Raw genomic sequence first — 25,691 nt, forward strand, 5'->3', positions numbered from 1 at the left:
CGCGCGAATCTTGAGGAATGAGGCGTACTTACGGTACGTCGCAATGACGAAAGATGAAGCGCAACGCCGCAGATGGACTTTTTACGAAGCCGTCAAATTTAGCGGCTGACAGGACGTAAATGGGGATGAAGGTTGCCTACTTTGACTGTTTCTCCGGGATTAGCGGTGACATGATTCTCGGGGCGTTGATCCAATTGGGGGTTCCACCTGTTTTTATTGAAGAAAATATTCGAGCTTTGCCCCTTGAGGCCTTTCATCTGGAGATTGCTGAAGCCGAGCGGATGAGCATCCACGGCCGGCAGGTACACGTGGTGGTTGATAAGAAGGACACGTGTGCAAGAAATTATAAGGACATCCGAGGCCTTATCGAAGGGAGTCAAGTTTCTGAAAGGGTAAAGCGCCTCAGCCTTAAGGCCTTTGCCCGACTGGCAGAGGTTGAGGCTGGTATTCACAATTGTCCAAAAGAGCACGTCCATTTTCATGAACTCGGAGGAGTGGATGCTATTGTCGATATCGTGGGAGCTGCTCTCGGGGTGGAATGGCTCCAAATTGGCAAAGCAACGGCTTCTGAGATCCCAGTGGGAAGAGGCTTCGTAATCTGCGATCACGGAAGACTTCCTGTGCCGGCCCCGGCCACAGTGGCTCTCCTTGAAGGAGTGCCTGTGTACGGCGCCGGTGTTTCTCATGAACTGGTTACCCCGACCGGAGCGGCGATCATCACATCGCTTGCCGAAGACTTTGGCCCGATGCCAAGGATGCGCATTCGCCAGGTGGGTTACGGTGTTGGGGCACGGGACCTGAAAGAGATGCCTAACTTGCTCAGGGTCATCGTAGGGGAGCCTGAATCTGTGTGTGAGGCAGATTGTGTCACGGTCGTGGAGACCAGCATCGATGACATGAATCCTGAGATATTCGGATTCGTCATGGAGAGGCTTTTTGAAGATGGGGCCCTGGATGTGATCTGGATTCCAATCTTTATGAAGAAGAATCGACCTGGAACCATGATCCAGGTTATATGTAAGGAAATCGACCGAGAAAAAGTGGTGCACCGGATACTATCTGAGACCACGGCCACTGGTGTGCGGCACTGCCGGGCGGATCGGATAAAGCTGCACAGAAGACTCAAAGAGGCCGCCACGTCCTTTGGCAAGGTACGGGTGAAGGAGATTTCAGACCTGACGGGTAAGGTCTCTGTGGCGCCGGAATATGAGGAGTGCAAGAGGATTGCCCTGGAGAAGAACATGCCCCTGAAGACGGTCTATGATGCCGTCTTAAAGGAGACGTCGCAGTAGGAAAGCATTGCACGGCACGCCATCGTCAAAGTCGAGCGAATTTACCGGAATTGCATAACTGAACAAACCTATAACTTCAGAGGGTTACTGGGGGCTAAGACAGGGCGTTGCATTGCATAGCGGCATTCGACAAAGATTTGTGGTTGTGTTAGCAACAGGATTTTACGCGGGCTGCATCCCTTTTGCCTCCGGCACTTTTGGCACTGTAGCTGCGGTTCCTCTATGCTATCTTCTTACTATGCTTGGCCCACTTGAGGGGGCGTTGTTCATTGCGGCGTTTACCGGGTTTGCCGTGTGGGTATCAGGTGAAGCAGAAAAGATATTTGGGAAAAAAGACAGCGGCTTAATTGTTATAGATGAGATGGCAGGGTTTCTGGTTACGATGTTTCTCATCCCCTGGAACGTAAAGACGTTGGTGACCGGTTTCTTGCTTTTCAGGTTCATGGACATTGCCAAGCCCTTTCCTATCAGGAGGCTGGAATCGACGTTGCCCGGCGGCTGGGGTGTTGTGGGCGATGACGTCCTTGCAGGGATTTATGCCAACGCTGTGTTGAGAGTTGTTATGAAGCTCTTCTGGAGTTGAGATTGAAGGATGGAAGATAATTCCCTTGAACAGGAAGTGGCCAGGGCGCTTCTTTCTCTGAAGATAACTATTGCGGTAGCCGAGTCGTGTACTGGTGGGTTGATTTGCCATCGACTCACCAACATTTCAGGCAGTTCAGACTATTTGGAGATGGGGGTTGTGACGTACAGCAACCGGTCCAAGATCGAGTTCTTGGGGGTGTCTGAGGGGATTATTAAAGAACACGGAGCCGTTAGCGAAGCCTGCGTCAGGGAGATGGCGATGTGCGTCAAGCGGTTGGCAGGCACTGGTCTGGGTATTGCGGTCAGTGGGATCGCAGGCCCCACAGGCGGCGCTTCTGACAGACCAGTAGGCACGGTTCATATGGCCTTGGCCTGGAGCCAGGATGTGGAGTCATGGAGATATCACTTCAAAGGGAGCCGAAGAGAGATCAAAGAACAGGCTTCAGAGGAGGCGTTGAAGAGGATACGAGAACGCTGCGAGTCAATAGAACATGGGTGAGAAGATACGCACCTTCATAGCGATCGGTTTGCCGGAATTCGTTCTTCAGGCAATTGCAAAAATCCAGGAGACGCTCCGGGGATCAGGCCTTGACATCAGATGGGTTCGCAGGGAAGGCATCCACCTGACCCTGAAGTTCCTGGGAGATATTGACAGGGATGATGTAGGGAAGATTCAGGCAGCCATGGAAGAAGCCGCCAAGGGCATTTCCCCTTTTACGCTGACGGGGGATGAGGTTGGGGTTTTTCCGGATTTCAGGCGTCCGCGTGTCATCTGGGCGGGGATATCAGGGGACGTGCAGGCCTTGTTCGCTCTTCAGAGCGCTTTGGAATCTCAGCTCAAGGGGCTTGGCTTTCCTAAGGAGAAACGGCATTTTAAGGGCCATCTGACAATGGGTCGTGTCAAGGATCGTGTGGATAGGACCAAGTTGCGGGAGTCCTTGGAGGGATTGGCGAGGTTTGAAACAGGATCTTTCACGGTTAAGTCTGTTGTCTTGTTTCAAAGCACCTTGCGTTCTCAAGGGGCGGTATACACAAGACTGGCTGAGGTGGATTTAAGAAGTGCCTGAAATTTAAAATGCCTTAAATGGATAAAGCTAGGGGGAATATTCATGAGTAGTATATCTGCTGACAAGGAGAAGGCGGTTGAACAGGCGATAGGTCAGATAGAGCGCCAGTTCGGCAAGGGTTCCATCATGAAACTGGGCGCCCAGGTCATTGCAGACATCCCGGTAATTCCAACGGGCTCCCTTGCCTTGGACCACGCACTGGGAGTAGGAGGCATACCGCGAGGCCGGGTCGTAGAGCTTTTTGGGCCTGAGTCTTCGGGCAAAACCACGCTTGCTCTTCATGTTGTGGCGGAAGCCCAAAAGGGGGGCGGTATTGCGGCATTTATCGATGCCGAACACGCCCTGGACGTATTATATGCAAAAAAACTCGGCGTGAACTGTGATGACCTTCTCGTCTCTCAACCGGATACGGGTGAGCAGGCCCTGGAGATTGCCGAGGTCCTGGTCAGGAGCGGCGCCCTGGATACCGTGGTTGTTGATTCGGTGGCAGCCCTGGTTCCACGGGCTGAGATTGAAGGAGAGATGGGGGATGTCCATGTGGGTCTGCAGGCCAGGCTCATGTCACAGGCTTTGAGAAAGCTGACGGCCTGTATTAGCAGGTCGAAAACAACGGTTATCTTTATTAACCAGATTCGAATGAAGATCGGAGTCATGTTTGGGAACCCGGAGACCACGCCAGGAGGTAATGCCCTTAAGTTTTATTCGTCGGTGAGACTTGACATACGAAGAATCGGGAACATCAAAGACGGCCAGGAGGTCATAGGAAACCGAACAAGGGTGCGGGTGGTAAAGAACAAGGTGGCGCCGCCTTTCAAGGAAGCACAGTTTGATATCATGTACGGTGAAGGTATTTCCGCTACTGGCGATCTTCTGGACATGGCCGTTCAAAACGAAATCGTTGATAAGAGCGGGGCCTGGTATTCATTTGACAAGGAAAGGATTGGACAGGGCAGGGAAAACGCCAAGACATTTCTGAAGGAACATTCTGATCTTTTTGCCAATATCCAAAAAAAAGTTCGAGATGCCCTTGGATTGGCACAGAAGGAGTCCGGGCAGTCCGAGGCGCAGCAGCGTGGAAAAGAGTAAGGAGTAGGCAGTGAGCAGTGTCCAGTGACAAATGATCAGTGACTAATGACTATGACGACATCAGATGATCTGCGGGAAAAATTTTTGGCCTATTTTGAGGAAAAAGGCCACACGATCGTAAAGAGCTCGTCTCTGATGCCCCATGATGACCCCACCCTCCTTTTCACCAATGCCGGGATGGTGCAGTTTAAGCGGACATTCCTGGGAGAGGAGAAACGAGACTACGTGCGGGCATGCACGTCTCAGAAGTGTGTTCGGGCTGGCGGCAAGCACAACGACCTTGAAAATGTAGGCCACACGGGGCGCCATCACACTTTTTTCGAGATGCTGGGAAATTTTTCCTTTGGGGATTATTTTAAGCCGTTAGCCATTGAATTGGCCTGGGATCTCATAACCAGGGTTTATGGCCTTCCAGTAGAAAAAATCTGGGTTTCAGTCTACGAAAACGACGATGAGGCGCATCAGCTTTGGTCTAACAATACAGGGATACCGGAGGACAGGATCGTTCGTCTCGGCAAGAAGGATAATTTCTGGTCAATGGGCGATACTGGTCCTTGTGGGCCGTGCTCGGAAATCCTCTTTGATCAGGGCGAAGAGATGAGTTGCGGTCGACCCGAATGCCGGGTGGGTTGTGAATGTGACCGCTATCTGGAGTTGTGGAACCTGGTTTTCATGGAATTTAACCGGGATGACACAGGCAACATGACACCCCTTCCAAGACCGAGCATTGATACAGGCATGGGACTGGAGCGCATCGCGGCAGTAACGCAAGGGGTTACGAGTAACTACGAGACCGACCTGTTTATCCCCATTATAAGAGAAATCGAGGAGATCTCCGGTCATTCCATTGATGAGTCCCGCGAGATTGATGTTTCGATGAAGGTGGTGGCAGACCACAGCCGAGCAGCGGCCTTTCTGATCGGTGACGGGGTCCTGCCATCCAATGAGTGGCGAGGGTATGTGCTTCGCCGTATCCTGAGACGGGCCATTCGTTATGGTCGCACCCTGGGATTGCCCCGGCCCTTTCTGTATCAAACCGCGGGCAAGGTTGCTCAGGTGATGAAGAAGGCCTATCCGGAGCTCTTGGAAGCAGATGCCTACATCAAGAATATTATCAAGAGCGAAGAGGAGCGCTTTTTGGGGACCCTGGACACAGGCTTGAGTGTTCTGGAGGATGCCCTGGGTGAATTAAAGGCTCAGGGGGACTTGAAGGTCCCAGGGAATCTCATATTTAAGATGTATGATACTTATGGTTTCCCGGTTGACATTATCCAGGACATTGTGCGCGATGACGGGTTTTCACTGGATATCGAAGGCTTTAACGCGTCCATGGACCAACAGCGCCTCCGCTCACGGAGCGCCTGGAAAGGCGTCGGCGGTCATGAGGCAGCAGAGGCCTTCAAGGCCCTTGCGGTTCGGGGGATACAGACTGAGTTTGTGGGCTATGAGACCACAAGCGCTGACTCTGAAATCCTCATGCTCGTTCGAGACGGCGAGACTGTTCAAGGGGCTACACAAGGAGAATTCATTGAACTTGTTGTAACAGGCAAGACCCCCTTCTACGGCGAGGCCGGGGGCCAGGTGGGAGACCAGGGCCGAATTACAGGGGCGGGCTTTGAGATAGAAGTCCGTGACACGGTGAAAGCTCCCGGTAACATAATAATCAACAAAGGCAAGATCCTGCGCGGAACAGTTTCCACAGGGGACCGTGTGACTCTCAGTGTGGATAGGGAGCGGCGATTGGCTATTGGCAGGAATCATACTGCCACCCACCTGTTGCACGCGGTTTTGCGCAAAGTGCTGGGGGACCATGTGAAGCAGTCAGGATCATTAGTGGGGCCTGACCGTTTGCGTTTTGATTTTACGCATTTTTCCGCTCTTGATGCAGAGACACTCCGGGAAATCGAAGACCTGGTCAATGACAGAATTCGTCAAAACACGCCTCTGAAGATCGAGGAGATGGATGCCGAGGACGCCTTCAATGCAGGAGCCACCGCGCTTTTTGAGGAGAAGTACGGTGACCGTGTCCGGGTCGTTGCTATTGGGAATTTCAGCAAGGAGCTGTGCGGAGGGACCCATACTGTGCGGACGGGAGATATCGGTCTTTTTAAGATCGTCAGCGAAGGGAGTGTGGCAGCCGGCGTGCGACGTATCGAGGCGCTCACAGGCGCGCTTGCCCTTGCGAGCACCCAGGAGGCCTCTCAGACCTTGCATACCCTGGCAGAGGCGCTGAGAACCAAGCCTGAAAATTTGGCAGACAGGGTTCAGAAAATCATGGCACACCAGAAGGCCCTTGAGAAGGAACTCGGCGCTGTCAGGGCCAAAGCCCAGGCTGAGGCATCAGATAAGTCCCTTTCCGAGGTCAAGGCAGTAAACGGCGTTTCAGTCCTGGCTCAGGAGGTTTCAGTCGACACACCCGCGGCCTTGAGAGATTTTGCCGATCAAGTTAAGGCAAAGATAAAGTCCGGGATTATTGTATTGGGGAGCAGGATACCTGAAAAGGTGCTGCTCGTGGCCGTGGTGACAGAGGAACACCAGGAGCAGTATCATGCCGGAAAGATAATCAAAGAGGTGGCCGCCATAGTTGGCGGCGGCGGCGGCGGGCGTCGTGACATGGCCCAGGCCGGGGGAAGCAAGCCTGAAAAACTACCGGAAGCGCTGGCCGCAGTTTACGATATCGTAGCTGGGAACTGATTACACCCAGACGAGCTGCTTGGCCCCGCGTTTTCTCGCGACGATTTCTCCGATAGCGTAGGCTTTTTCGTTCATTGCCAGAAGGAATTCCATGATGCCCTGTGCGGCATTAGCGGGCGTGACAAGGATGATGCCGATTCCGTTATTGAAAGTCCTTCTCATTTCCAATGCGGAGAGCTTTCCTGCTTCCCGGAGGAAATGAAAAACAGGAGGAACCTCCCAACTCCCTTCTTGGATCACGGCCTTGCAAGATGATGGGAGTATTCGCGGCAGGTTTTCTTGTATGCCACCGCCTGTGACGTGGGCAATCCCGTGTATGGCAAAATCACGCAGCAGGTGACGGAGAATTTCGGAATAGATCTTGGTAGGCTCCAGGAGTTCGTCTCCTATGGTTTTTCCCAGAACATCAACCCTGTCAGTCACTTTCAGCTTGAGTTTTTCAAAACAGATCTTTCGAACCAGAGAATACCCGTTGCTGTGAAGCCCGCTTGACGCTATGCCAATCAGCTTATGGCCTACCCCGATCTCTGATCCATCGACAATTTTGCCGTTGTCTACAATGCCGACTACAAACCCCGCCAGATCATAATCACCCTCAGCGTAGAGCCCCGGCATTTCCGCTGTCTCGCCACCTATCAGCGCACACTTGGCCGTTTTGCAGCCCGTGACAATTCCTTCTATTATGGCCTCAGCGGTTTCGGACACAAGTTTGCCCATGGACAGATAGTCCAAGAAGAACAGAGGCCTGGCACCTTGAACCGTGATATCGTTGACGCACATGGCCACAAGGTCTATGCCGATCGTGTCATGCTTTTCCATCATGGAGGCGACCTTCAATTTTGTGCCAACCCCGTCAGTGGAGGTGACAAGAACCGGGTCTTTATATTGAGTGACATCAAGGGAGTAAAGACCGCTGAATCCGCCAATGCCGGCAATCACACCAGACTGTGGGGCCTGTTTCGTGATCTGCTTGATCCTTTTGATGAAACGATTTGCCTTGTCGATATCGACACCGGCTTTCTGGTAGGTAAGAGAGTTGTCCATGTCACGGCTCCTCAATTTTGTACTTTTTTAGAGCAATTACGTCGTAAAGTCAAAAGAAATCTTTTTGACAACACCTTTACTCTAGTATAATAACCTCTCAAAGATAAAGAAATCAAAACCCTTATGGAAGGCATCTGTCATGAAACAATTCGCCAGGCTGAATCGGCTTCCGCCCTATGTTTTCACCACCGTAAATCAGATAAAAATGGATGCGCGCCATGCAGGAGAGGATATTGTGGATTTGGGTATGGGCAATCCTGATATGGCAACGCCAAAGCACATTGTGGACAAGCTGGTTGAAGCCTGCAGAAAAGGGCACAACCACCGGTATTCTGCGTCCATGGGGATCACCAAGCTCAGGATGGCTATCTCCGATTGGTACAAACGCCGCTTTGACGTGGATATTGATCCTGAAACAGAAGCGATTGTCACTATCGGGGCTAAGGAAGGAATCTCACATCTTGTCCTCGTAACCATTGCCCCGGGGGATGTGGTCTTTTCGCCGAACCCCACCTATCCTATCCATCCCTATTCGGCCATCATAGCAGGTGGAGACGTGCGTGGGATTCCTCTGGGTCCGGAGCAGGACTTTTTTGAAAACTTGATTGCTGCCACAAAGCAGACATGGCCGAGACCGAAGATGCTTATCATATCTTTTCCCCATAATCCCACAACAGAGGTGGTGGACCTGGGTTTTTTTGAGAAGATTGTAGACTACGCCAAAGAGCATGGGATTCTGGTGATTCATGATTTGGCCTACGCTGATTTGGTGTATGATGAATATTTGGCCCCGAGTTTTCTTCAGGTGCCCGGGGCCAAGGAAGTGGGGGTGGAATTTTTCTCCCTTTCCAAGAGCTATAGTATGCCTGGGTGGCGTGTCGGTTTTTGCGTTGGGAGCCCCGAGATAGTTGGAGCTCTTCGCCGCATCAAGAGCTATCTCGATTACGGCATTTTTCAGCCGATCCAAATTGCATCCATCATTGCGCTAAACGGACCGCAAGATTGCGTCAAGAAAATCGTAGACACATACAAAATAAGGCGTGATGCGCTGGTTAAAGGCCTGAACAGGGTTGGGTGGCCAGTCAAGAGTCCGAAGGGAACCATGTTTGTTTGGGCAAAGATCCCTGAACAGTATGTCAAGATGGGCTCTGTGGAGTTTTCCAAGATGTTGATTCGAGAAGCCAAGGTGGCTGTTTCTCCGGGGCTCGGTTTCGGGGAGTATGGCGATGAATATGTCAGGTTTGCTCTAATAGAAAACACGATGCGCACCAATCAGGCCATAAGGGGGATTCGCAAGATCCTGTAATTTTTTCTCGTAAGGTGAGCACATGAACAAAATACATATTGGCTTGCTGGGGTTCGGAACTGTGGGTTCGGGCACAGCAAAGATCCTGCTGGAAAACCGGGATGTCATCGCCTCTCGTTTAGGAGCGCACCTGGAGCTCAAATGGATAGCCGACCTTGACCTTGAAACTGATCGGGGCGTGTCAGTGGATGAAAAGATCCTCACAACAGACGCCAATGTGGTCATCAATGATCCTGAGGTTGACATTGTGGTGGAACTGATTGGTAGTTATGAACCGGCAAAAAGCTTCATCTTGCAGGCCATTGAAAAAGGCAAACACGTAGTCACCGCCAACAAAGCCCTTCTCGCTGCTCACGGGGACGAGATTTTTTCTTCTGCTTTGCGCAAAGGGGTGGAGGTGGGCTTTGAAGCCAGTGTTGGCGGGGGTATTCCTCTGATTCGTTCGATAAAGGAAGGGCTTGTTGCCAATCGCATCCAAGGCCTTTTCGGGATCTTGAACGGCACTGCCAACTATATATTGACCAAGATGACGGATGAGGGAAGTCCCTTTTCAGAAGTGCTTAAAGAGGCCCAGGCGCTCGGTTACGCGGAAGCTGATTCCACGTTTGATGTTGAAGGGATTGATTCGGCCCACAAACTCACGATACTCCTTTCTGTAGCTTACGGTGTTCCCATCGACAATAGCGCCGTTTATACAGAGGGGATCTCAAGAATAACGCCTCTTGACATCGAGTTTATCAAGGAATTCGGGTACCGGATCAAGCTTTTGGCTATTTCAAGAGATGATGGCGAGGCTATTGAAGCCCGGGTTCATCCGACACTGATACCTCAAGAGAGCCTCCTTGCCAGTGTGAATGAGGCTTACAATGCCCTTTACGTGAAGGGTGATGCTGTCGGAAATGTCATGTTTTATGGGTTCGGCGCAGGCATGATGGCCACGGGAAGCGCTGTGGTTAGCGACCTGGTGGATGTTGGGCGGAATGTATTGCATGGCGCAATCGGCAGGGTCCCTTGCATGGGCTATCAGCCTTCTTCCGTAAAAAGGAGACGCGTCAAATCGATCGAAGAGCTGTATGTGAAGTATTATTTCCGATTTTCTGCTGAGGATAGACCTGGTGTGCTCTCTAGGATTTCCGGAATTTTGGGAAAGCATCAAATCAGTATCGAATCGGTTCATCAGAAGGGCAGGGACCTAGCGGGCGAAGTGCCTATTGTTATGATTACCCATGAGGCCACGGAGGCAGCCGTAAGAGATGCCCTTTTTGAAATAGATCAGCTTGGCGTAGTGAAGGACAAGACCATGTTGATCCGGATTGAGGATCAAAGATGAAATACATTATTCTTGTGGGTGACGGCATGGGGGATTATCCCATTGCTGAGCTTGGCGGCAAGACCCCCCTTGAGGCAGCGCAGACTCCTAACATGGATTGGATTGCTCGTCAGGGCCAACTGGGGCTCGTCAAAACTATTCCCGATGGGTGCGAAACAGGAAGTGATACGGCCAATTTGAGTCTCCTGGGCTATGATCCAAGAATAGTACAAACCCGCCGGGGACCTTTGGAGGCAGCCAGCCTTGGGGTCAAGCTAAAGCCATCTGATGTGGCCTTCCGCTGCAATCTGGTGACCCTCTCCCGGCAGGAGGGTGCGCTCACAATGGACGATTACAGCGCCGGGCATATCTCCACTGATGAAGCCCGGCGCCTCATAGAGGACATAGACAATGGCCTGGGAAACAAGACGCTTCGATTCTATCCCGGGGTGAGCTATCGCCATCTTATGGTTTGGCAGGACGGATCTGCAGACGTAAATACAACTCCACCTCATGATATTACTGGAGAGAGAGTCGAGCCCTATTTAGATCGGTTGGCTTCTCAAGGGATTTTGCGTGAGCTAATTGATCGGGCAAGCTCCATCCTAAAAGACCATCCTGTCAACCGGACAAGGATGAAAAAGGGCTTGAAGCCAGCCAACCATATCTGGTTCTGGGGACAAGGACATGCGCCGCAATTGGAGTCTTTTGAAAAAAAGACAGGGCTTAAAGGGGCTATGATTTCAGCGGTAGACCTCCTGATGGGAATCGGTGTGTATTTGGGGCTTAAGGTGATTCGCGTGCCAGGAGCCACCGGATATTTTGACACGGATTATGAAGCCAAGGCACGATATGCCCTGTCAGCAATAAAAAGCGTCGACCTGGTCTATGTCCATGTTGAGGCTCCGGACGAAGCAGGGCATGCCGGCCTGCTGAATGAGAAGATAGCCGCCATTGAGGCATTTGATGCCAGAGTCGTGGGAAAGGTGCTGGACGGCTTGAAAGAGTTCCCAGAACACCGGATCATGGTTACCACTGATCACTATACTCCTCTTTCCGCAAGGACTCACACCACGGAACCCGTGCCCTTCGCAATCTGCGGCAAAGACGTCCCGTCACCTTCAGAGGGATCCTGTGGCTTCAACGAGAAAGGGGCCGAGGGCCAGACTTTGTTGGTTTCTGATGGTTATCGGCTCATAGAACGATTAATACGATTTGGCAAATAGTTCTTGACAGCTTGAAGGAAACGATCTATTTTTTGATAGTTAATGCGGGGTGGAGCAGTCTGGTAGCTCGTCGGGCTCATAACCCGAAGGTCCGTGGTTCGAATCCATGCCCCGCTACCAAGTGAAGATCAAGGGCTTGGATGCGAATTCCGGCCCTATTTTTTTGGTTCTTGTTTGTCTGGGTTGGGAATTGAAAAATTGTGGCACGTCCCGACAACATGGCAGGACTCTTGCATATTTAAACAGCAATCTGGGCGGGCAGATCAGAATTGTCTGGTTATCCCATCGTTCTGAGGCGTCAGGCAGGTACTTATTCATGAAGGTTACGGGTAGAGACGAAGTCTCCAAGTATGCTAATCAAAGGGCACTTGCCCCCAACAATGAAACCCCTGAAGAGGCTCGCAAGCGATCCGAGGTTGTCCGAGAGTCTCATGAGGACGCAGTTTGCAGTTTTTCCCAGAGGTCGAAAGACGTTCAGAAGGCCCACGAGGCCATTCAATCCGAACCAGATGTGCGCATGGGAAGAGTGCAGACCGTCAGGGCTAAGATTGAAAAGGGGACCTACGAGATTGATTTCGACAAGACAGCCGAGAAGATGCTGAAGACCTTTACTGACGAAATCAGTTGATGCCGGCAAAACGTCTTGCCACAAATGGTCTCTTGTGCGCTTGATTCAATTTTTGTTTTAGGAGGACCCACATGAACAAGGCGAATCTCATAGAGGCGCTGAAGAAGGAAACAGGACTCACAAAAAATAAAGCAACGGAAGTCGTTAACCTGATGTTTGACAAGATGACCGAGGCGCTGGCCTCGGGAGGCCGGGTTGAAATCAGGGGGTTCTGCAGCATCTATGTCAAGGAATACAAGGGGTACACAGGGAGAAATCCGAAGTCAGGAGCGCCCAGCCAAGTCCCACCCAAGAAACTGCCTTTCTTCAAATGCGGTAAGGAACTGAAAGAAAGAGTTGATCCCGAGTAAGCGTCCGCCAAGCGCCCCGAAGTATTGCCGATATTGTTTTTTTGTCAGACTGGAGACTGCGCAACCGTGCTTTTTCGCGTTCTGCGAAACTGGATGCCATAATCGCTCATTTTTTGCCGAAGGGTGCGTGGCTTGATTTCAAGTAGCTCTGCCGCCCTGGTTCTCTGACCGTTTGTCGTCTCCAGGGCCTTTAGGATAAGAGATTTCTCCACCCTTTCCCGCGCCTTTCGCAAAGGCTCGATGCCGCTCTGCATTTCGAGAGGAGCAGGCGCCGGCCTCTTGTCATGAGATTCTTGAAGATCTTTCGTGTTCAACTCGGGCGTCCCTTGCAAGAAATCTTCCGGAAAATCGTCCAGATCGATGGCAGGTTTTGATGCCATCAAGAACATACGTTCCACCAAATTCTTGAGCTGTCTAATATTGCCAGGCCATTTCAGGGACATGAGGAATTGCATGGCGTCAGGCGAAACCGTGACTCTTTCCTTCTGGTATATCTTGGCAAATCGTTCCAGGAAATAACTTACCAGGTGAGGAATGGCCTCCTGACGTTTCCTTAAAGGGAGAAGGTTGATTGGGATAACCTGCAGGCGATAGAAGAGATCTTTTCTGAAACGGCCTGCTTCTACTTGTGCAGCTAGATCCTTGTTGGTGGCAGCAATGATACGAACATCGACCTTGATCAGGTCTTGGCCCCCGATTCTCCGGAAACATCCATCCTCGAGCACGCGCAGGAAGTTCACCTGGTTCAGTTGGGAAATCTCAAGGACTTCGTCCAGAAAAAGTGTCCCGTTATGGGCCTGTTCGAATCTGCCCTTTGTTTGTCTGATGGCGCCTGTGAAGGCTCCCATCTCGTGGCCGAAGAGCTTGCTTTCGAACAGTTCACCAGAAAGGGTTCCACAGTTGACCGGCACAAAGGGCTTGTCCTTGCGCTTGCTTTTTTGGTGGACTATTCGTGCCAGAAGTTCTTTGCCCGTACCGGATTCGCCGGAGATGAGGACATTGGCGTCAAACCGGCTGACTTGCTGGACAGTTGCAATGACAGAGCGCATATGCTCGCTTACAACCACAAACTCAGGGAAAAGGTCTGGTTCGACTTGGCCACGCAGAGCGATTCCGTGAGGGCTCATTATTGCCTCCTGACTGCTATTGTACGTTTCTGGATTCCTTTCCAGAAAACGTATTGTACATTATAAAACAAAACGGCAAAAAAATGTCAACAGCTATTTTGATCTTATGCTATCGGCATAAGTACGCCGATTGTTCGTGACGGAGAGTCTCTGCGGATACACTCATAAGTGTTGCGCAATGAATGTCTTAGCAAATAGATTGAATGGCTCAGCGTTCTGGCACATGACTTGCTGCTGTAGCTGCAAGTGGGCCCGTATGTCCAGAGACGTCGGCCAGAGACGTCGGGAAGATGGCCTGTCCAAAGAGAACGTGCAGTGAGAAGATAATGCCAGAAAAGAGAATAAGAGACATAATGCTTGAGCTGGGCTCCCTTCGACGCATTTCGCCACGGACAAAGGCATTGGATGCGGTGAAAATGTTGGGGAAGAGAGCACGGGGGAAGGTTCCCCAGTTCTTGTTGGTGGTTGACAAGGTGGGAGACAAGGAAGAGATCCTGGGCGTGGTTTCGGTTGATGAAGTCCTTGGTCGTATGGAACTCTCTACGGAGTCCATGGAAGAGCTCCCGATCTTTTGGCAGGGACAGTTCTACCAGGAGTGTGAGTCCTTGTTTGAAAGGACGAGCAGCGAAATTATGTCACCTGTTACACGGGTCATACACCAAAGCGGTACCCTTATGGAGGCTGTCCACTTAATGAATTTTGGAAAGTTCGACTGGCTCCCTGTGGTGGATGGGGAAGATGTCGTTGGGATCCTCCTTAAGGAGGATCTCTTTAAGGAGGTCCTTGGGGCAACGGAATCAGAGGTGGAGCAGGGTGAGGATCCGGGTGGCAGGGGGTGGTGAATTTTCTTGACAATTTGGCAAGAAAATACTATTTAGCCCGACCAATTAGGACTACATGAAAGCCTAATACCAAACCCAAAGGAGAAATCCATGAGCAACCAGGAAAACATTCGAATTCTCTTGGTAGATGATGAGGAAACTCTGCTTGAGTTCCTGTCCAAGCGGCTCTTGAAACAGGGGTACACAGTAAAGGCCGCCTTTTCCGGAGAAGCAGCTCTCAACGTGGCAAAGGAAGATCCTTTTGATGTGGCCGTTGTGGATCTCAAGATGCCCGGGATGGATGGAGTGGAGACTCAAGAGAGGCTTAAGGAGATCCAGCCCTTGCTTCAGTGCATCGTGCTCACAGGCCACGGTTCCATACAATCGGCATTAGAAAGTGGTCAGCAGGAGGCTTTTCAGTATCTCCTCAAGCCTGTTGACTACGACCAGCTTGTGGCTGCTATCAAGGATGCCTACAAGAAAAAGATGGAGTTGCAGGCTACGAAGTTCCGAGAAGAAGTGGAGAAGATACAAGCGTCAGGGCTGGGTGCACACGGGATAAGAAAGGCGATTGGCAAGTTGCAGAAGATCTATGGAATCGAGTAGCTCACTGTCGGCCGATCTCAAAAAGGTTGTCCGTGAGCTGCAAAGCCACAAGATCGAGTTACACCAGACCAGGGCATACCTTCAGTGTATCTTGCAGAATTCCACTGAGTTGATTTTTGCGACAGACGCCGAGGGGATTCTGGTCTCTTTTAGCAAGGGAGGCGCAAAGGTACTGGGTTATTCCCTGGAGGAGGTGTTTGGCCGACCTATTGGTGACTTGGCCGAAGATTCGGAGTCGTTCCGATCTGTCATGGCAACCTCCCAGCAAGGGGGTTGCGCCGTTGCCTTGGACGTTGCCTTACGACATAAAGGAGGGAAGACTGTCTATTGTAATGTTTCTTTGATGGACCTGACCAACCGAGAAGGCCAAAGGGTGGGTTCGGTTGGAATATGCCAGGACATCACCCGCCAGAAAAAGCTCCAAGAAGACCTGATCCAGGTGGACAGGCTGGCCGAGATAGGCCGGATAGCCGCTGGTGTGGCCCATGAGATCAACAATCCCGTGGCAGTTATTAATGAGGCCTCGGGTTGGGCAGCGGAAGTCATTGCCGATGCCAAGGGCCTTAGTCCCGATGATCGCGAAGAACTGGAAGGGGTCGTAAAGAAGATCAAGGCTCAGACCGAGCGCTGTCGGAACATCACGCATAAGCTCCTCGGCTTTGTTCGCGATTCAGATCTTGCCAAGGAAGAGTTTGACCTCCACGAAACACTCAAAGAGACTGTCGATCTCCTCAAGTCCGAACTGAAGTATAGCAGCATCGAAATCGACATGAATTTTGTCGAAGGACCCCTGCCCGTGGTCTCGGACGCGAGATTGTTGGAGCAGGTCTTTGTCAACATCGTCGCCAATGCAATTCATGCTGTAGTGGCCAAAGGCGGGGAAGGCGGCCGCATTGAGATACGGACGCTCAAGAGAGACTCACAGATCGAAGTTAGCGTTGAAGACAATGGAGGGGGCATCCCCGAAGAACATCAGGACAAAATTTTTGAACTCTTCTATACCACCAAGCCTCCTGGAAAGGGGACCGGGTTAGGGCTTCCGATATGCCAGAACATTGTTCGGAATCTCGGAGGAGAACTGTCATTTGAGACCACGGCAGGGGTCGGAACGACCTTTACGGTTCAGATTCCGGCTCAGTGATCATTAAACACCTTCTGACTCAATGTTGTAACGTCTGCTTGTCAGGCGGATACGTTCTTCCTGCTCGATTTTTCTCTCATAAGCCCTGTCAATTTTAGAGACCAGTTCGTCTGTGTCAAAGGGCTTCCTCAGGTAATCGAAGGCGCCCATTCTCATCCCGTTTATGCCTGATTCCATGGAAGCATGGCCGGTTAGCATGATGACCTCAGTCAGGGGCTTCATTTTTTTTATTTCGACAAGTGTTTCCAGTCCATCGATACCTGGCATGAGCACGTCGAGTATGACGACATCGCAATCGCATTGTCTTAGCTTTTCAAGGACCTCTTCGCCGGTCAAGCACGTTGTTACGTCGTAACGCAGGTTTCTCAGTCGTTTGGATAGATATTCGAGAAACATTTCTTCGTCGTCAACAAGCAAGAGCCTTGGCTTCATGTCCTGCTTCATAGGTCTTTCACCTAGCTTAAGTTACGGGAAAAGGCGCATGGTTGTATGTTTCCTGCATGATGCATGCCAGACCCCCGTGCTTGTTCCGGCCCCGCTGCGGATCAGGACATATGTCCGCAAGAGACGGTATAACACCATTTTTCATCGCAGGGCGTTTCCGGCTTGTGTTTCCATGCTAGAGCGGCAGAAAAATGTCGATAAATGTCCATTTGTCATGCTAACGGCATAAATCTGCTGATATCAGAACGCCGAAATACATCTCGTTTCCTGAATGTCAAGACATAATTCCCTTGAAATCAAGGTGTTGGCAAATAAGTTAAGGCTCTGTTGGGTCTTGGCACATGACTTGCTGGACAGCTTGAGGAAGTTACTGCGCCTTAGGTAAAAGTTAAGCTGAGCAAAATAACAAGATGCAAATGGAAGTGACCTTAGTATTGTCGTCTCTTCTGTCCAACGTTTCTGTAGACGACTACTCAGATTAAGGAGGGATTGGTTGTTGAATACCCCGGACCCCGGAAATCTCAACCATCAGGGCTCCCCGAGTCCAAGCGAGGATGCGGCCTCAGTGCGCTCTGCACAAAGCAGGCGCATCTTTTTTTATCCTTTTGTTCTTACCTTTCTCATCATGTTCGGTCTCTGGGTGCTGCTTTCGGGCAAATTTGATCCCTTTCATATGACCTTAGGGCTTATTTCTTGCGCAATTGTCTCCTTTCTGTCATCTGACTTGTTGTTCCCCTCCCCCAAGATAGAGGGGCTCGTTGGCCAATGGGTCCGGTTCGGCATCTACATACCCTGGCTGATGATCGAGATCATCAAGGCGAATCTTCACGTGACCTATCTGGTCTTCCATCCAAGGATGATGGACCTGATTGATCCAAGAATCATAAAATTTAGAAGCAAGCTGAAAGGCGATATGGCTCTGGTTACCTTTGCCAATTCAATCACACTTACCCCCGGAACTATTACGGTTGATATATCGCTTGATGGGGATTTTAAGGTCCACGCCATTGACAAGGCGTCCGGTGAGCCTTTGCCGGGCGAAATGGAGGCAAGGATCGCAAAAACATTTGGTGAAGTCTGATGCATAACATATTTATCTTTTCGAGTCTGTATCTGGCTTTCTTGATGCTCCTTTCACTGTACCGAGGGGTGTTTGGGCCGACGGTCGTGGACCGTATGATCGGGGTCAATGCCATTGGGAGCAAGACCGCGGTATTGCTGATCCTGATCGGTCTTGTTTACCACAGGGTGGACATGTTCGTGGATATTGCCCTGGCTTACGCCATGTTGAACTTTATCGCAGTGCTGGCGGCTTCAAGGTATTTTCAAAAGCGCAAAGGGTTGTACGACGAATAGATACGGCCTTGACAGGGCCACACCGTAATTCCTGGGAGATTGTGAGAAATGGACATTATTGTAACACTGTTTTTGTTTGCCGGGCTCTTCTTCTTTACAGGAGGGGCCCTAGGGATTCTGCGCTTTCCTGATTTCTATTCGCGACTCCATCCTGCCGGTAAACTCGACACCCTGGGCTTGCTTTTGGCCATGGTCGGCCTGGCCCTGTTCAACCTCCACCATTTCTGTCTGGGCGCCTTGCTGACAAGCCTGAAGATTATACTGATCGTAGTTTTTGTCTTTTTGGCCAGCCCCACGGCCACCCACGCTATTGTTGACGCTGGTGTCAGGGCCGGCCTGGCTCCATGGGTCAAAGGGGATGAAAGGAGATAGCTCATGATCTGGCAGTTGGATTTGGCCGTTCTCACCTTGGTTGTCATAGTGGCCATTGGTTCTCTCATGGTCAAGGATCTGCTGGGGGCTGCCATTCTGTTTGGGGCTTACAGTTTTATGATGTGCGTGCTCTGGACTGTCATGGGGGCTGTGGATGTGGCCTTTACCGAGGCTTCCGTAGGGGCTGGTGTCAGCACAGTCTTTTTTGTTGCGGCCGTTTTCCGCACTTCAAGGAGGACAAAAGATTGAAGATCATAGGACTCGTCATAGCGGTTTTATCCGGTGCGCTGCTTATGTATGCAACGGTGGATTTCCCAGCATGGGGAGACCCGGCCTCTCCTGCCAGCACTTATCTTTCTCCTCATTTCATTGAAAAGAGCATGGAGGAAACTTCCGTGCCTAACATTGTGACCGCAGTCCTTGCCGACTACAGGGGTTATGACACCATGTATGAAACCACGGTGATTTTTTCGGCCGGGCTCGCCTGCTTTATCCTCCTGCGGGTTTTTCTGCGCGAAGAGCCCGGAGAGAGACTCTATCGGCATGTTCTCACCGGCGTTACCGTGCGGGTAGAGGGCGCGAAGTTGCCGCTGTCTGATGACTTTGAAAGGATCGACGCCATGTGGACCCCGCCTGATCTGATCATCAAGACGGTTTGCCGATTATTGATCCCCTTTATCCAACTTTTTGCCCTGTATGTGATCGCCCATGGGCATCACAGCCCCGGCGGCGGGTTCCAGGGCGGCGTGATACTCGGAGCCAGCATCATCGTGCTGGCTATGTCGCAGGACCTGAGAACAGCTGTTCGGCGTATGCGGGAAAAACTGGATGCCATCCTTTGTGCTATCGGTGTCCTTATTTACGCAGGCGCGGGAGCCCTCTGTCTGTTGTTAGGGCTTAATTTTTTGGATTACGGCGCTCTTACGCCAGTACTCCATTGCGATGCGATTACTGCTAGATCCCACGGCATTCTCATTGTAGAAATCGGTGTGGGAGTCGCCGTTATGTGCACCATGATCTGGATCTACTGCAATCTCTCATCAATGGGCAAATATGATGAAGGGCTATAGGCACTTATTTTGAGGGTATCTTATGGGTGATTTACTTCAAACGATTGTGGCCAAGTACAACTACTGGATCTACATCACACTGATGATGATCGGCCTGTATGCCATGATCGCCAAAAACAATCTGGTAAAAAAGATTGTAGGCATGAATATCTTTCAAACCGCCATTATCCTGTTTTATGTGTCCATTGGCGTCAAGAAAGGGGGCACCATTCCGATTCTAGAGCATGGCCATGGCGAGCACGGCCATGGTGCTGCAAGTCACCTTGTACAGGCTGTGGACTATATCAACCCATTGCCCCACGTGCTGATGCTCACCGCCATCGTGGTGGGCGTGGCAACCCTGGGGGTGGCCCTGGCTTTAGCCATAAGAATCTATAACCAACATAACACTTTGGAAGAAGACGAAATTCTAGCACAGATTAGGGAAAAATGAGCCAACAATATGCTGCACTGCTTGTCGTTGTCCCGCTCCTTTCGGCCTTAGTGATCAGTATTGCCGGTTTGGTAAACAAAAGATTGTGTTTCCCCATTGCCGTTGCAGCTTTGGGGGTGGCGGCCTATTCATGCATTGGCCTGCTACTGAGGGTCTTGAATGAAGGGGTGATTGTCTACAAATTGGGAGGATGGGATCCCCCAATGGGCATTGCCTACTACGTGGACCATCTCAACGGGCTCGTTCTGGCGGTGGTGTCAGTCGTGGCCTTCCTTAATCTGATAGCGAGCAAGAAGAGCATCGAACTCGAGATGCCGGATAAGATGGGTGCATTCTACGCATTGTATGTTTTGCAGGTTACCGGTCTTCTGGGTATCGTCGTCACCGGAGACGCTTTTAACCTGTATGTGCTGCTGGAGATCACTGCGCTTACCGGCTACGGGATGCTTGCCATGGGGGAGGACCGCGCTTGCCTTTCGACGCTCAATTATCTTTACATGGGCACCATCGGGGCATGCTTTTATCTGTTGGGCGTCGGATACCTTTACATTGTAACGGGTTCATTGAATATGGTGGACATTGCTCATCTTTTGCCGCCCCTTTACCAGTCCAAGGCAGTTCTGGCCGCCTTTATCATTTGCCTTGTAGGCGTGTGGCTCAAGATGGCCTTCTTTCCGCTGCATGCCTGGCTTCCCAATGCTTACACGCACGGCCCTTCAGCGGCCAGCAGCTTGATTGCCCCTCTGGTGACCAAGGTGATGGTCTATGTGATGATCCGTCTCATATTGACCGTTTTTACTCCGGATTTTGCCTTTACCATGCTGAACATAAGCGAACCTATTGTCTGGCTCGCCGTCATTGCCATAGTCATGGGGGCAATACTTGCGCTGGCGCAGCGTGACTTGAAGAAGATGTTAACCTACATCATTGTTGCGGAAGTCGGCTATATGGTTGGCGGGGCGTGGCTTGGAAACCGTGACGGGATGACAGGCGCGATCCTACATATTTTGAACGATGCTCTCATGACCCTGTGCGCCTTTCTCGTGGTAGGCAACATTGTCTATAAACTCAAGGGATACGCCTTTGATGATCTCAAAGGGTTGTTCCGTAAAATGCCCTTCACCATGGGGGCCTTTGTCGTAGGGGCTCTGTCCATCATCGGGGTCCCTCCGACGTGCGGTTTTTTCAGCAAGTGGTATCTGATCTCCGGGGCGATTCAGGCCGGCCAATACGGTTTCATGGTGGCGCTGATTTTCAGCAGTTTGGTAAACGTGGTTCTCTTTTTCAGGATCATTGAGATTGGTTTTTTTGAACCGTTTAGCGACCATCACGGGCACGATCATCATACTGAGGAACCAATGGCTGAGGCCCCGCTCACTATGCTGGTTCCTCTTTTTATCGTGGCCGCAGGTCTGGTCGTGGTCGGGTTATATACCGGTGATATTGTGAACTACATAATCAGATTCGCCGTGCCAAAAGGGCTGATATGATGGGGATGAAATAAGGAGCATATGGAAACGATTACGTCAATAAAACCTTTGCTGGCTGTCCTGGTCTCTTTGTTGATCACGCCTTTGCTGGTCTCAAGCAGGGCACCGAATGTCCGGGAGGCCTGGACCTTTGTGGCGGCCCTTGCAAAGTTCTTGATCGTCCTTTCCATGCTTCCAACCATTTTGAAAGGGACCGAGATCGTATACACGGTGGCTGAATTTGTGCCGGGGGCCGCGATCAAGTTCAGAGTTGACGCCCTTGGAATGCTCTTTGCCCTCGTGTCCTCGTCGCTGTGGATTGTGACATCGGCCTATTCCATAGGTTACATGCGAGGGCTAAAAGAACACAGCCAGACCAGGTATTTTTGCTACTTCGCATTTTGCCTCTCAGCCACAGTCGGGGTGGCCTTTTCAGCGAATCTGCTGACACTTTATCTCTTTTATGAGATACTTTCTTTGGCCACCTATCCGTTGGTCACACACCATCAGGACCATGAGGCGCGAAAGTCCGGACGGAAATATCTTCTCTACATCGCGGGTACGTCTATCGGGCTTGCCTTGCCGGCAATGCTTATATCTTACAACCTTGCCGGTACGCTTGAGTTTGGGAAACAAGGCTTTTTGGCCGGAACCGCATCAAAGCCCTTGCTTGGCCTCCTTTTGTTTATGTTCATTTTCGGGTTTGCCAAGGCAGCGATTATGCCCTTTCACTCCTGGCTCCCTGCAGCCATGGTGGCACCCACGCCGGTCAGCGCCTTGCTGCATGCAGTGGCAGTTGTAAAGGTTGGCGTTTTTAGCATCGTTCGTGTCTTGACCGGGGTTTTTGGAACCGACCTGTTGCTCTCTTTTGATTTCGGAAGTATTATTATTTTTGTTGCTTCTGTTACGATTTTGGTCGGCTCATTGATTGCCCTTTCTCAAGACGGCCTAAAAAGGATGCTTGCCTTTTCCACGATTGCGCAACTTTCATACATCGTGCTTGGTATAGGCCTGCTCTCCCCCAAGGGGTTGACCGGTGGAATGCTCCATATCGCCATGCACGCCTTTGGCAAGATTACGCTGTTTTTCTGCGCAGGCGCGATCTTTGTGGCCACAGGCAAGAAAAATATCAGCGAGATGATTGGAATCGGCAGGAGGATGCCGGTCACAATGGCTGCCTTCTTTGTTGCCGCATTGAGCATTACGGGACTGCCTCCTTGCGGCGGGTTTTGGAGCAAGTGGTACCTTCTCTTGGGATCGCTTGAGGCCGATCAGATGGCGATTGTGGTTGTCTTGCTTGGCAGCTCTTTTCTGAATGCTTGTTACTTTATGCCTATTGTCTATAAGGCGTTTTTCTGCAGGGCGGAAGACGCACTGTTTGAAAACAAAGTGCGAGAGGCACCAGTTTTTTGCGTGGTACCCTTGGTAATCACTGCGGTGCTCTCCATTGTCTTTCTATTTTTTCCCGAGCCATTTCTTAAGCTGGCTACTATGACAGTAAGCAGTATAATGGGGATATAGCATGACCATGACCGAGGAAAGACGCGATGAAATAGAGGGTAAGATGGAGCTTTCCCACGACGCTATTGCGCCGTACAAGGCCGTTTTGCTTATAGCGAGTATAATAGCCGCGTTATACCTGGGTATTATTTTCGTGAATACTTTTTAGGATTTGAGGAGTTTGCCATGAAAGAAAAGGTAGGCGAAGAAAAAAAATTTTTTTTTGAAAAGCCTAGAAACGTGAAAATAGCCTTTGGGTACTTTTTAGGCGTGCTGGCTGGTCTGCTTATCGCTGAGTTCTTTATCCACAAACATGTTCTTCTCCCCTGGGAGGGGTGGCCGGAGTTTTATGCCGTCTTCGGGTTTGTAACCTTTGTATTGATCGTATTTGCCGCAAAACACATCCTGCGGCCGATAGTGGGAAGACGAGAGGATTACTATGATTGATGTAGTTCCGCCGGCACTCATATTTATCGTTGGGGCATTAGTCGTTCCTCTGATCAAAGGGAAATGGAAGTCTGCCTTCTTGCTGTTGCTTCCCGTAATCGGCTTTATAAACTTGATCAATATCCCCGAAGGGTCTAATTTTATTGTTTCGGCCTTCGGTCTCAAGTTCATCTTCGGCAGGGTGGACAGGCTGAGCCTCCTTTTTGGCTATATTTACCATATTATAGCTTTTGTCGCTCTGCTGTATTCCCTTCACGTAAAAGACGATCTCCAACATTTTGCAGGGCTCATCTACTCCGGCAGCGCCCTCGGGGTTGTCTTTGCAGGGGATCTGTTGTCATTGTTTATCTTCTGGGAGATGTTGACTGTAGGTTCTGCAATACTCATTTGGTCACGGAGGACGACAGCAGCCACCCTCGCGGGGTATAGATACGTACTGGTCCATGCTGTTGGGGGCTTATGCCTTTTGACAGGCATCGTGCTTTACCTGAGAGAGACGGGAAGTCTTCAATTCGGATATATCGGATTAAACAGCACGGCGTCTTTATTGATATTGCTTGGCTTTGGCGTAAATGCCGCCTGGCCTGTTCTCCATGCGTGGTTACCGGATGCCTATCCGGAGTCCACTCCCACCGGGACTGTATTCCTGAGTGTTTATACAACAAAGACTGCTGTCTATACCTTGGCCAGGGGGTTTGCAGGCACGGAGATCTTGATCTGGATTGGGGCAATTATGACTGTGTTTCCCGTCTTCTTTGCAGTCATTGAAAACAACTTAAGGAGAGTCCTGAGCTACAGCCTGATCAACCAGGTGGGGTATATGGTGTGCGGCGTTGGCATAGGAACGCAGTTGGCCATTAACGGTGCGGTTTCCCATGTATTTGCCCACTGTCTCTATAAAGCCCTTCTGTTTATGTCGATGGGAGCTGTCCTGCATCGTACGGGGAAGATTAATTGCACGGCCTTGGGGGGGCTGTACAGGACGATGCCTATTACCGCTATATGCTGCATAGTTGCGGCTGCATCAATCTCTGGCTTCCCGTTTTTGAGCGGGTTTGTCACCAAATCCATGACTATACAGGCGGCTGTAGAAAATCATTTGGTGATCATATGGTTCCTTTTGATGGTTGCCTCAATCGGAGTCCTCGAACATGCAGGCATCAAGGTGCCTTATTTCGCATTTTTTGGTCATGACTCCGGCCTGCGTCCGAAGGAAGCCCCTCTGAATATGTGCTTTGCCATGTGCATTTCAGCATTCCTGTGTATTGCCATAGGTCTGTTCCCCAATTATTTATATAAGCTTCTTCCTTACCCGGTTGTGGACTTTGTTCCGTACTCAGCGTCCCACGTGGTCGGTATGGCCCAGCTCCTTTTGTTCTCTGCTTTGGCCTTTGTGCTTCTACTGGCTGCCGGTGTCTATCCGCCTGAGAGAAGGGGTATTAACATCGATGCCGACTGGTTTTACCGCAAGGGAGGGCGGCTTTTCTACTTTGTCATGGACAAGTGTTTCAACGGAATAAACAGGATTTCGGAAGTGATTTTTGTGGGTGGTCTGGCCGGTTTTCTTGGCCGTATCTCAAGGGACGGTCATATAAGGGCTGCACTTTTATTCCTGGTGCCTGTGTTGACCGCAGGCGGCGCAACTGGAGAAAAACTCACGCTCAAAAAAGCCAGCGTTCGTGCAGCCTTACAGACAGGCACTTCCCCTGTTGGAATCAGTGCGGCCATAGCTACAATTTTTCTGATTGTGGTTTACGTCCTGTTGTGATATGAACCTGTCCGATTACAAAGATTCGGCGATGTAGAGGAGAGACATACATATGGTTTCCGTAGAAGAATTAAAAAGAATCATGCTGTTTGAAAACTTGACGGATCAGATGCTCGAAAAGCTGGCCCCCATTGCTGAAGCCAGATCGTTTGGGGAAAGAGAGATGATTTATGAAGCCGGCAACGTGGCCAAGGATTTTTACTCGCTGAAAGCGGGAAAGGTGTTGCTTGAGGCAGAGGTTGCCCCAACCATTATTATTTCCTTGGGTGCAATAAAGGCGGGCTATTCTTTTGGCTGGTCAGCCCTGACTCCGTCGGCGTCTCACACCTCTTATGCGGTGTCTTCTGAACCCTCCGAAATATTCGTCATGGCCGGAGACAAACTCCTCGCCCTCCTTGACCAGGACCACACCATGGGATATCTCTTCATGCAAAAGGCGGCAAGAATCCTTGAGAACCGTCTGGAACGCCGGTCGGCTCAGTTTCTCAAGGTCGTAACCAGACATCCCGAGATAGCAATGCTCCTGGGCCTGTAAACGGATGAACTCAAA

Annotated in this window: 28 protein-coding genes and 1 tRNA gene; 26 read left to right on the top strand and 3 right to left on the bottom strand. The window is 50.8% G+C overall.

Going from position 1 to position 25,691, the window contains the following annotated elements; translation table 11 throughout:
• Positions 1-125 precede the first annotated feature (125 nt).
• The 6 genes from larC to alaS all read left to right on the top strand — a co-directional run bounded on the left by larC (position 126) and on the right by alaS (position 6,724).
• Positions 126-1,292, top strand: coding sequence for a nickel pincer cofactor biosynthesis protein LarC (gene larC / locus JW883_13560; GenBank protein MBN1843293.1), 1,167 nt, complete (start codon positions 126-128; stop codon positions 1,290-1,292).
• A 124-nt stretch (positions 1,293-1,416) separates the two neighbouring features.
• Positions 1,417-1,875 carry a phosphatidylglycerophosphatase A gene (locus tag JW883_13565; protein ID MBN1843294.1) on the top strand — a complete coding sequence of 153 codons (459 nt, stop codon included), beginning with the start codon at positions 1,417-1,419 and terminating at the stop codon, positions 1,873-1,875.
• A gap of 9 nt (positions 1,876-1,884) precedes the next feature.
• Positions 1,885-2,376: a CinA family protein gene (locus tag JW883_13570; protein ID MBN1843295.1), complete on the top strand. Its 492-nt coding sequence runs from the start codon at positions 1,885-1,887 to the stop codon at positions 2,374-2,376.
• Positions 2,369-2,944 (top strand): RNA 2',3'-cyclic phosphodiesterase, encoded by a 576-nt coding sequence (gene thpR / locus JW883_13575; GenBank protein ID MBN1843296.1) that lies wholly within the window; start codon positions 2,369-2,371, stop codon positions 2,942-2,944. Before JW883_13570 ends, thpR begins: the two co-directional genes overlap by 8 nt.
• A gap of 42 nt (positions 2,945-2,986) precedes the next feature.
• Positions 2,987-4,030 carry a recombinase RecA gene (gene recA, locus JW883_13580; protein MBN1843297.1) on the top strand — a complete coding sequence of 348 codons (1,044 nt, stop codon included), beginning with the start codon at positions 2,987-2,989 and terminating at the stop codon, positions 4,028-4,030.
• 51 nt (positions 4,031-4,081) lie between these two features.
• A complete protein-coding gene (alaS, locus tag JW883_13585; protein MBN1843298.1) occupies positions 4,082-6,724 on the top strand; it encodes an alanine--tRNA ligase in 2,643 nt (880 codons plus the stop codon).
• On the opposite strand, the gene JW883_13590 is transcribed toward alaS, so the two are convergent.
• Positions 6,725-7,768, bottom strand: a complete 1,044-nt coding sequence (locus JW883_13590; protein ID MBN1843299.1) for a phosphoribosylformylglycinamidine cyclo-ligase — start codon at positions 7,766-7,768, stop codon at positions 6,725-6,727. It abuts the gene before it with no gap.
• A gap of 139 nt (positions 7,769-7,907) precedes the next feature.
• Here JW883_13590 and JW883_13595 point away from each other — a divergent pair, with 139 nt between their 5' ends.
• The 6 genes from JW883_13595 to JW883_13620 all read left to right on the top strand — a co-directional run bounded on the left by JW883_13595 (position 7,908) and on the right by JW883_13620 (position 12,587).
• Complete coding sequence (locus tag JW883_13595; protein ID MBN1843300.1) at positions 7,908-9,074, top strand: aminotransferase class I/II-fold pyridoxal phosphate-dependent enzyme; 1,167 nt, start codon at positions 7,908-7,910, stop codon at positions 9,072-9,074.
• 22 nt (positions 9,075-9,096) lie between these two features.
• Entirely contained in the window at positions 9,097-10,404 is a 1,308-nt protein-coding gene (locus JW883_13600) for a homoserine dehydrogenase (GenBank protein ID MBN1843301.1), read from the top strand.
• The gene (locus tag JW883_13605) at positions 10,401-11,609 is read left to right on the top strand and encodes a cofactor-independent phosphoglycerate mutase (GenBank protein ID MBN1843302.1); all 1,209 of its coding nucleotides are present in this window, start codon (positions 10,401-10,403) and stop codon (positions 11,607-11,609) included. The genes JW883_13600 and JW883_13605 overlap by 4 nt, the downstream gene beginning before the upstream one ends.
• A 43-nt stretch (positions 11,610-11,652) precedes the next feature.
• A tRNA-Met gene (locus JW883_13610) sits at positions 11,653-11,729 on the top strand.
• Between the two features lie 196 nt (positions 11,730-11,925).
• Positions 11,926-12,237, top strand: coding sequence for a flagellar biosynthesis anti-sigma factor FlgM (flgM, locus tag JW883_13615; protein ID MBN1843303.1), 312 nt, complete (start codon positions 11,926-11,928; stop codon positions 12,235-12,237).
• A gap of 71 nt (positions 12,238-12,308) precedes the next feature.
• Positions 12,309-12,587: an integration host factor subunit beta gene (locus tag JW883_13620; protein ID MBN1843304.1), complete on the top strand. Its 279-nt coding sequence runs from the start codon at positions 12,309-12,311 to the stop codon at positions 12,585-12,587.
• 44 nt (positions 12,588-12,631) lie between these two features.
• On the opposite strand, the gene JW883_13625 is transcribed toward JW883_13620, so the two are convergent.
• Complete coding sequence (locus JW883_13625) at positions 12,632-13,714, bottom strand: sigma-54-dependent Fis family transcriptional regulator (protein MBN1843305.1); 1,083 nt, start codon at positions 13,712-13,714, stop codon at positions 12,632-12,634.
• Between the two features lie 326 nt (positions 13,715-14,040).
• Here JW883_13625 and JW883_13630 point away from each other — a divergent pair, with 326 nt between their 5' ends.
• From JW883_13630 to JW883_13640, 3 genes are all read left to right on the top strand, one after another.
• Entirely contained in the window at positions 14,041-14,556 is a 516-nt protein-coding gene (locus JW883_13630; protein ID MBN1843306.1) for a CBS domain-containing protein, read from the top strand.
• Between the two features lie 90 nt (positions 14,557-14,646).
• Positions 14,647-15,141: a response regulator gene (locus JW883_13635; protein MBN1843307.1), complete on the top strand. Its 495-nt coding sequence runs from the start codon at positions 14,647-14,649 to the stop codon at positions 15,139-15,141.
• Positions 15,128-16,282: a PAS domain S-box protein gene (locus JW883_13640; protein ID MBN1843308.1), complete on the top strand. Its 1,155-nt coding sequence runs from the start codon at positions 15,128-15,130 to the stop codon at positions 16,280-16,282. Before JW883_13635 ends, JW883_13640 begins: the two co-directional genes overlap by 14 nt.
• Positions 16,283-16,285: 3 nt before the next feature.
• Here JW883_13640 and JW883_13645 read toward each other — a convergent pair whose 3' ends face one another.
• The gene (locus JW883_13645; protein MBN1843309.1) at positions 16,286-16,714 is read right to left on the bottom strand and encodes a response regulator; all 429 of its coding nucleotides are present in this window, start codon (positions 16,712-16,714) and stop codon (positions 16,286-16,288) included.
• Positions 16,715-17,351: 637 nt separating this feature from the next.
• Here JW883_13645 and JW883_13650 point away from each other — a divergent pair.
• From JW883_13650 to JW883_13700, 11 genes are all read left to right on the top strand, one after another.
• A complete protein-coding gene (locus tag JW883_13650; GenBank protein MBN1843310.1) occupies positions 17,352-17,807 on the top strand; it encodes a Na+/H+ antiporter subunit E in 456 nt (151 codons plus the stop codon).
• Complete coding sequence (locus JW883_13655; protein MBN1843311.1) at positions 17,807-18,082, top strand: pH regulation protein F; 276 nt, start codon at positions 17,807-17,809, stop codon at positions 18,080-18,082. Before JW883_13650 ends, JW883_13655 begins: the two co-directional genes overlap by 1 nt.
• Positions 18,083-18,130: 48 nt before the next feature.
• Positions 18,131-18,454 carry a monovalent cation/H(+) antiporter subunit G gene (locus tag JW883_13660; protein MBN1843312.1) on the top strand — a complete coding sequence of 108 codons (324 nt, stop codon included), beginning with the start codon at positions 18,131-18,133 and terminating at the stop codon, positions 18,452-18,454.
• A 3-nt stretch (positions 18,455-18,457) separates the two neighbouring features.
• On the top strand, positions 18,458-18,703 hold the full coding sequence (locus JW883_13665; GenBank protein MBN1843313.1) for a DUF4040 domain-containing protein: 246 nt from the start codon (positions 18,458-18,460) through the stop codon (positions 18,701-18,703).
• Complete coding sequence (locus JW883_13670) at positions 18,700-19,524, top strand: Na(+)/H(+) antiporter subunit B (protein ID MBN1843314.1); 825 nt, start codon at positions 18,700-18,702, stop codon at positions 19,522-19,524. Before JW883_13665 ends, JW883_13670 begins: the two co-directional genes overlap by 4 nt.
• 22 nt (positions 19,525-19,546) lie before the next feature.
• Entirely contained in the window at positions 19,547-19,957 is a 411-nt protein-coding gene (locus tag JW883_13675; protein MBN1843315.1) for a cation:proton antiporter subunit C, read from the top strand.
• Positions 19,954-21,447 (top strand): monovalent cation/H+ antiporter subunit D family protein, encoded by a 1,494-nt coding sequence (locus tag JW883_13680; GenBank protein ID MBN1843316.1) that lies wholly within the window; start codon positions 19,954-19,956, stop codon positions 21,445-21,447. The genes JW883_13675 and JW883_13680 overlap by 4 nt, the downstream gene beginning before the upstream one ends.
• A gap of 21 nt (positions 21,448-21,468) precedes the next feature.
• Positions 21,469-22,947: a monovalent cation/H+ antiporter subunit D family protein gene (locus tag JW883_13685; GenBank protein MBN1843317.1), complete on the top strand. Its 1,479-nt coding sequence runs from the start codon at positions 21,469-21,471 to the stop codon at positions 22,945-22,947.
• A 165-nt stretch (positions 22,948-23,112) separates the two neighbouring features.
• A complete protein-coding gene (locus JW883_13690) occupies positions 23,113-23,373 on the top strand; it encodes a hypothetical protein (GenBank protein MBN1843318.1) in 261 nt (86 codons plus the stop codon).
• The gene (locus tag JW883_13695) at positions 23,366-25,141 is read left to right on the top strand and encodes a Na(+)/H(+) antiporter subunit D (GenBank protein MBN1843319.1); all 1,776 of its coding nucleotides are present in this window, start codon (positions 23,366-23,368) and stop codon (positions 25,139-25,141) included. The genes JW883_13690 and JW883_13695 overlap by 8 nt, the downstream gene beginning before the upstream one ends.
• A gap of 52 nt (positions 25,142-25,193) precedes the next feature.
• Positions 25,194-25,676: a Crp/Fnr family transcriptional regulator gene (locus JW883_13700; protein MBN1843320.1), complete on the top strand. Its 483-nt coding sequence runs from the start codon at positions 25,194-25,196 to the stop codon at positions 25,674-25,676.
• Positions 25,677-25,691: the final 15 nt, after the last annotated feature.

Source organism: Deltaproteobacteria bacterium, from assembly GCA_016930875.1.
Lineage (GTDB): Bacteria > Desulfobacterota > Desulfobacteria > Desulfobacterales.

Bases quoted from the DNA above. Each gene is read 5' to 3' on its own strand.
- larC (MBN1843293.1), top strand. From the start codon at position 126: ATGAAGGTTGCCTACTTTGACTGTTTCTCCGGGATTAGCGGTGACATG.
- JW883_13570 (MBN1843295.1), top strand. From the start codon at position 1,885: ATGGAAGATAATTCCCTTGAACAGGAAGTGGCCAGGGCGCTTCTTTCT.
- thpR (MBN1843296.1), top strand. From the start codon at position 2,369: ATGGGTGAGAAGATACGCACCTTCATAGCGATCGGTTTGCCGGAATTC.
- recA (MBN1843297.1), top strand. From the start codon at position 2,987: ATGAGTAGTATATCTGCTGACAAGGAGAAGGCGGTTGAACAGGCGATA.
- alaS (MBN1843298.1), top strand. From the start codon at position 4,082: ATGACGACATCAGATGATCTGCGGGAAAAATTTTTGGCCTATTTTGAG.
- JW883_13590 (MBN1843299.1), bottom strand. From the start codon at position 7,768: ATGGACAACTCTCTTACCTACCAGAAAGCCGGTGTCGATATCGACAAG.
- JW883_13595 (MBN1843300.1), top strand. From the start codon at position 7,908: ATGAAACAATTCGCCAGGCTGAATCGGCTTCCGCCCTATGTTTTCACC.
- JW883_13600 (MBN1843301.1), top strand. From the start codon at position 9,097: ATGAACAAAATACATATTGGCTTGCTGGGGTTCGGAACTGTGGGTTCG.
- JW883_13605 (MBN1843302.1), top strand. From the start codon at position 10,401: ATGAAATACATTATTCTTGTGGGTGACGGCATGGGGGATTATCCCATT.
- flgM (MBN1843303.1), top strand. From the start codon at position 11,926: ATGAAGGTTACGGGTAGAGACGAAGTCTCCAAGTATGCTAATCAAAGG.
- JW883_13620 (MBN1843304.1), top strand. From the start codon at position 12,309: ATGAACAAGGCGAATCTCATAGAGGCGCTGAAGAAGGAAACAGGACTC.
- JW883_13625 (MBN1843305.1), bottom strand. From the start codon at position 13,714: ATGAGCCCTCACGGAATCGCTCTGCGTGGCCAAGTCGAACCAGACCTT.
- JW883_13630 (MBN1843306.1), top strand. From the start codon at position 14,041: ATGCCAGAAAAGAGAATAAGAGACATAATGCTTGAGCTGGGCTCCCTT.
- JW883_13635 (MBN1843307.1), top strand. From the start codon at position 14,647: ATGAGCAACCAGGAAAACATTCGAATTCTCTTGGTAGATGATGAGGAA.
- JW883_13640 (MBN1843308.1), top strand. From the start codon at position 15,128: ATGGAATCGAGTAGCTCACTGTCGGCCGATCTCAAAAAGGTTGTCCGT.
- JW883_13645 (MBN1843309.1), bottom strand. From the start codon at position 16,714: ATGAAGCCAAGGCTCTTGCTTGTTGACGACGAAGAAATGTTTCTCGAA.
- JW883_13650 (MBN1843310.1), top strand. From the start codon at position 17,352: ATGTTCGGTCTCTGGGTGCTGCTTTCGGGCAAATTTGATCCCTTTCAT.
- JW883_13655 (MBN1843311.1), top strand. From the start codon at position 17,807: ATGCATAACATATTTATCTTTTCGAGTCTGTATCTGGCTTTCTTGATG.
- JW883_13660 (MBN1843312.1), top strand. From the start codon at position 18,131: ATGGACATTATTGTAACACTGTTTTTGTTTGCCGGGCTCTTCTTCTTT.
- JW883_13665 (MBN1843313.1), top strand. From the start codon at position 18,458: ATGATCTGGCAGTTGGATTTGGCCGTTCTCACCTTGGTTGTCATAGTG.
- JW883_13675 (MBN1843315.1), top strand. From the start codon at position 19,547: ATGGGTGATTTACTTCAAACGATTGTGGCCAAGTACAACTACTGGATC.
- JW883_13680 (MBN1843316.1), top strand. From the start codon at position 19,954: ATGAGCCAACAATATGCTGCACTGCTTGTCGTTGTCCCGCTCCTTTCG.
- JW883_13685 (MBN1843317.1), top strand. From the start codon at position 21,469: ATGGAAACGATTACGTCAATAAAACCTTTGCTGGCTGTCCTGGTCTCT.
- JW883_13690 (MBN1843318.1), top strand. From the start codon at position 23,113: ATGAAAGAAAAGGTAGGCGAAGAAAAAAAATTTTTTTTTGAAAAGCCT.
- JW883_13695 (MBN1843319.1), top strand. From the start codon at position 23,366: ATGATTGATGTAGTTCCGCCGGCACTCATATTTATCGTTGGGGCATTA.
- JW883_13700 (MBN1843320.1), top strand. From the start codon at position 25,194: ATGGTTTCCGTAGAAGAATTAAAAAGAATCATGCTGTTTGAAAACTTG.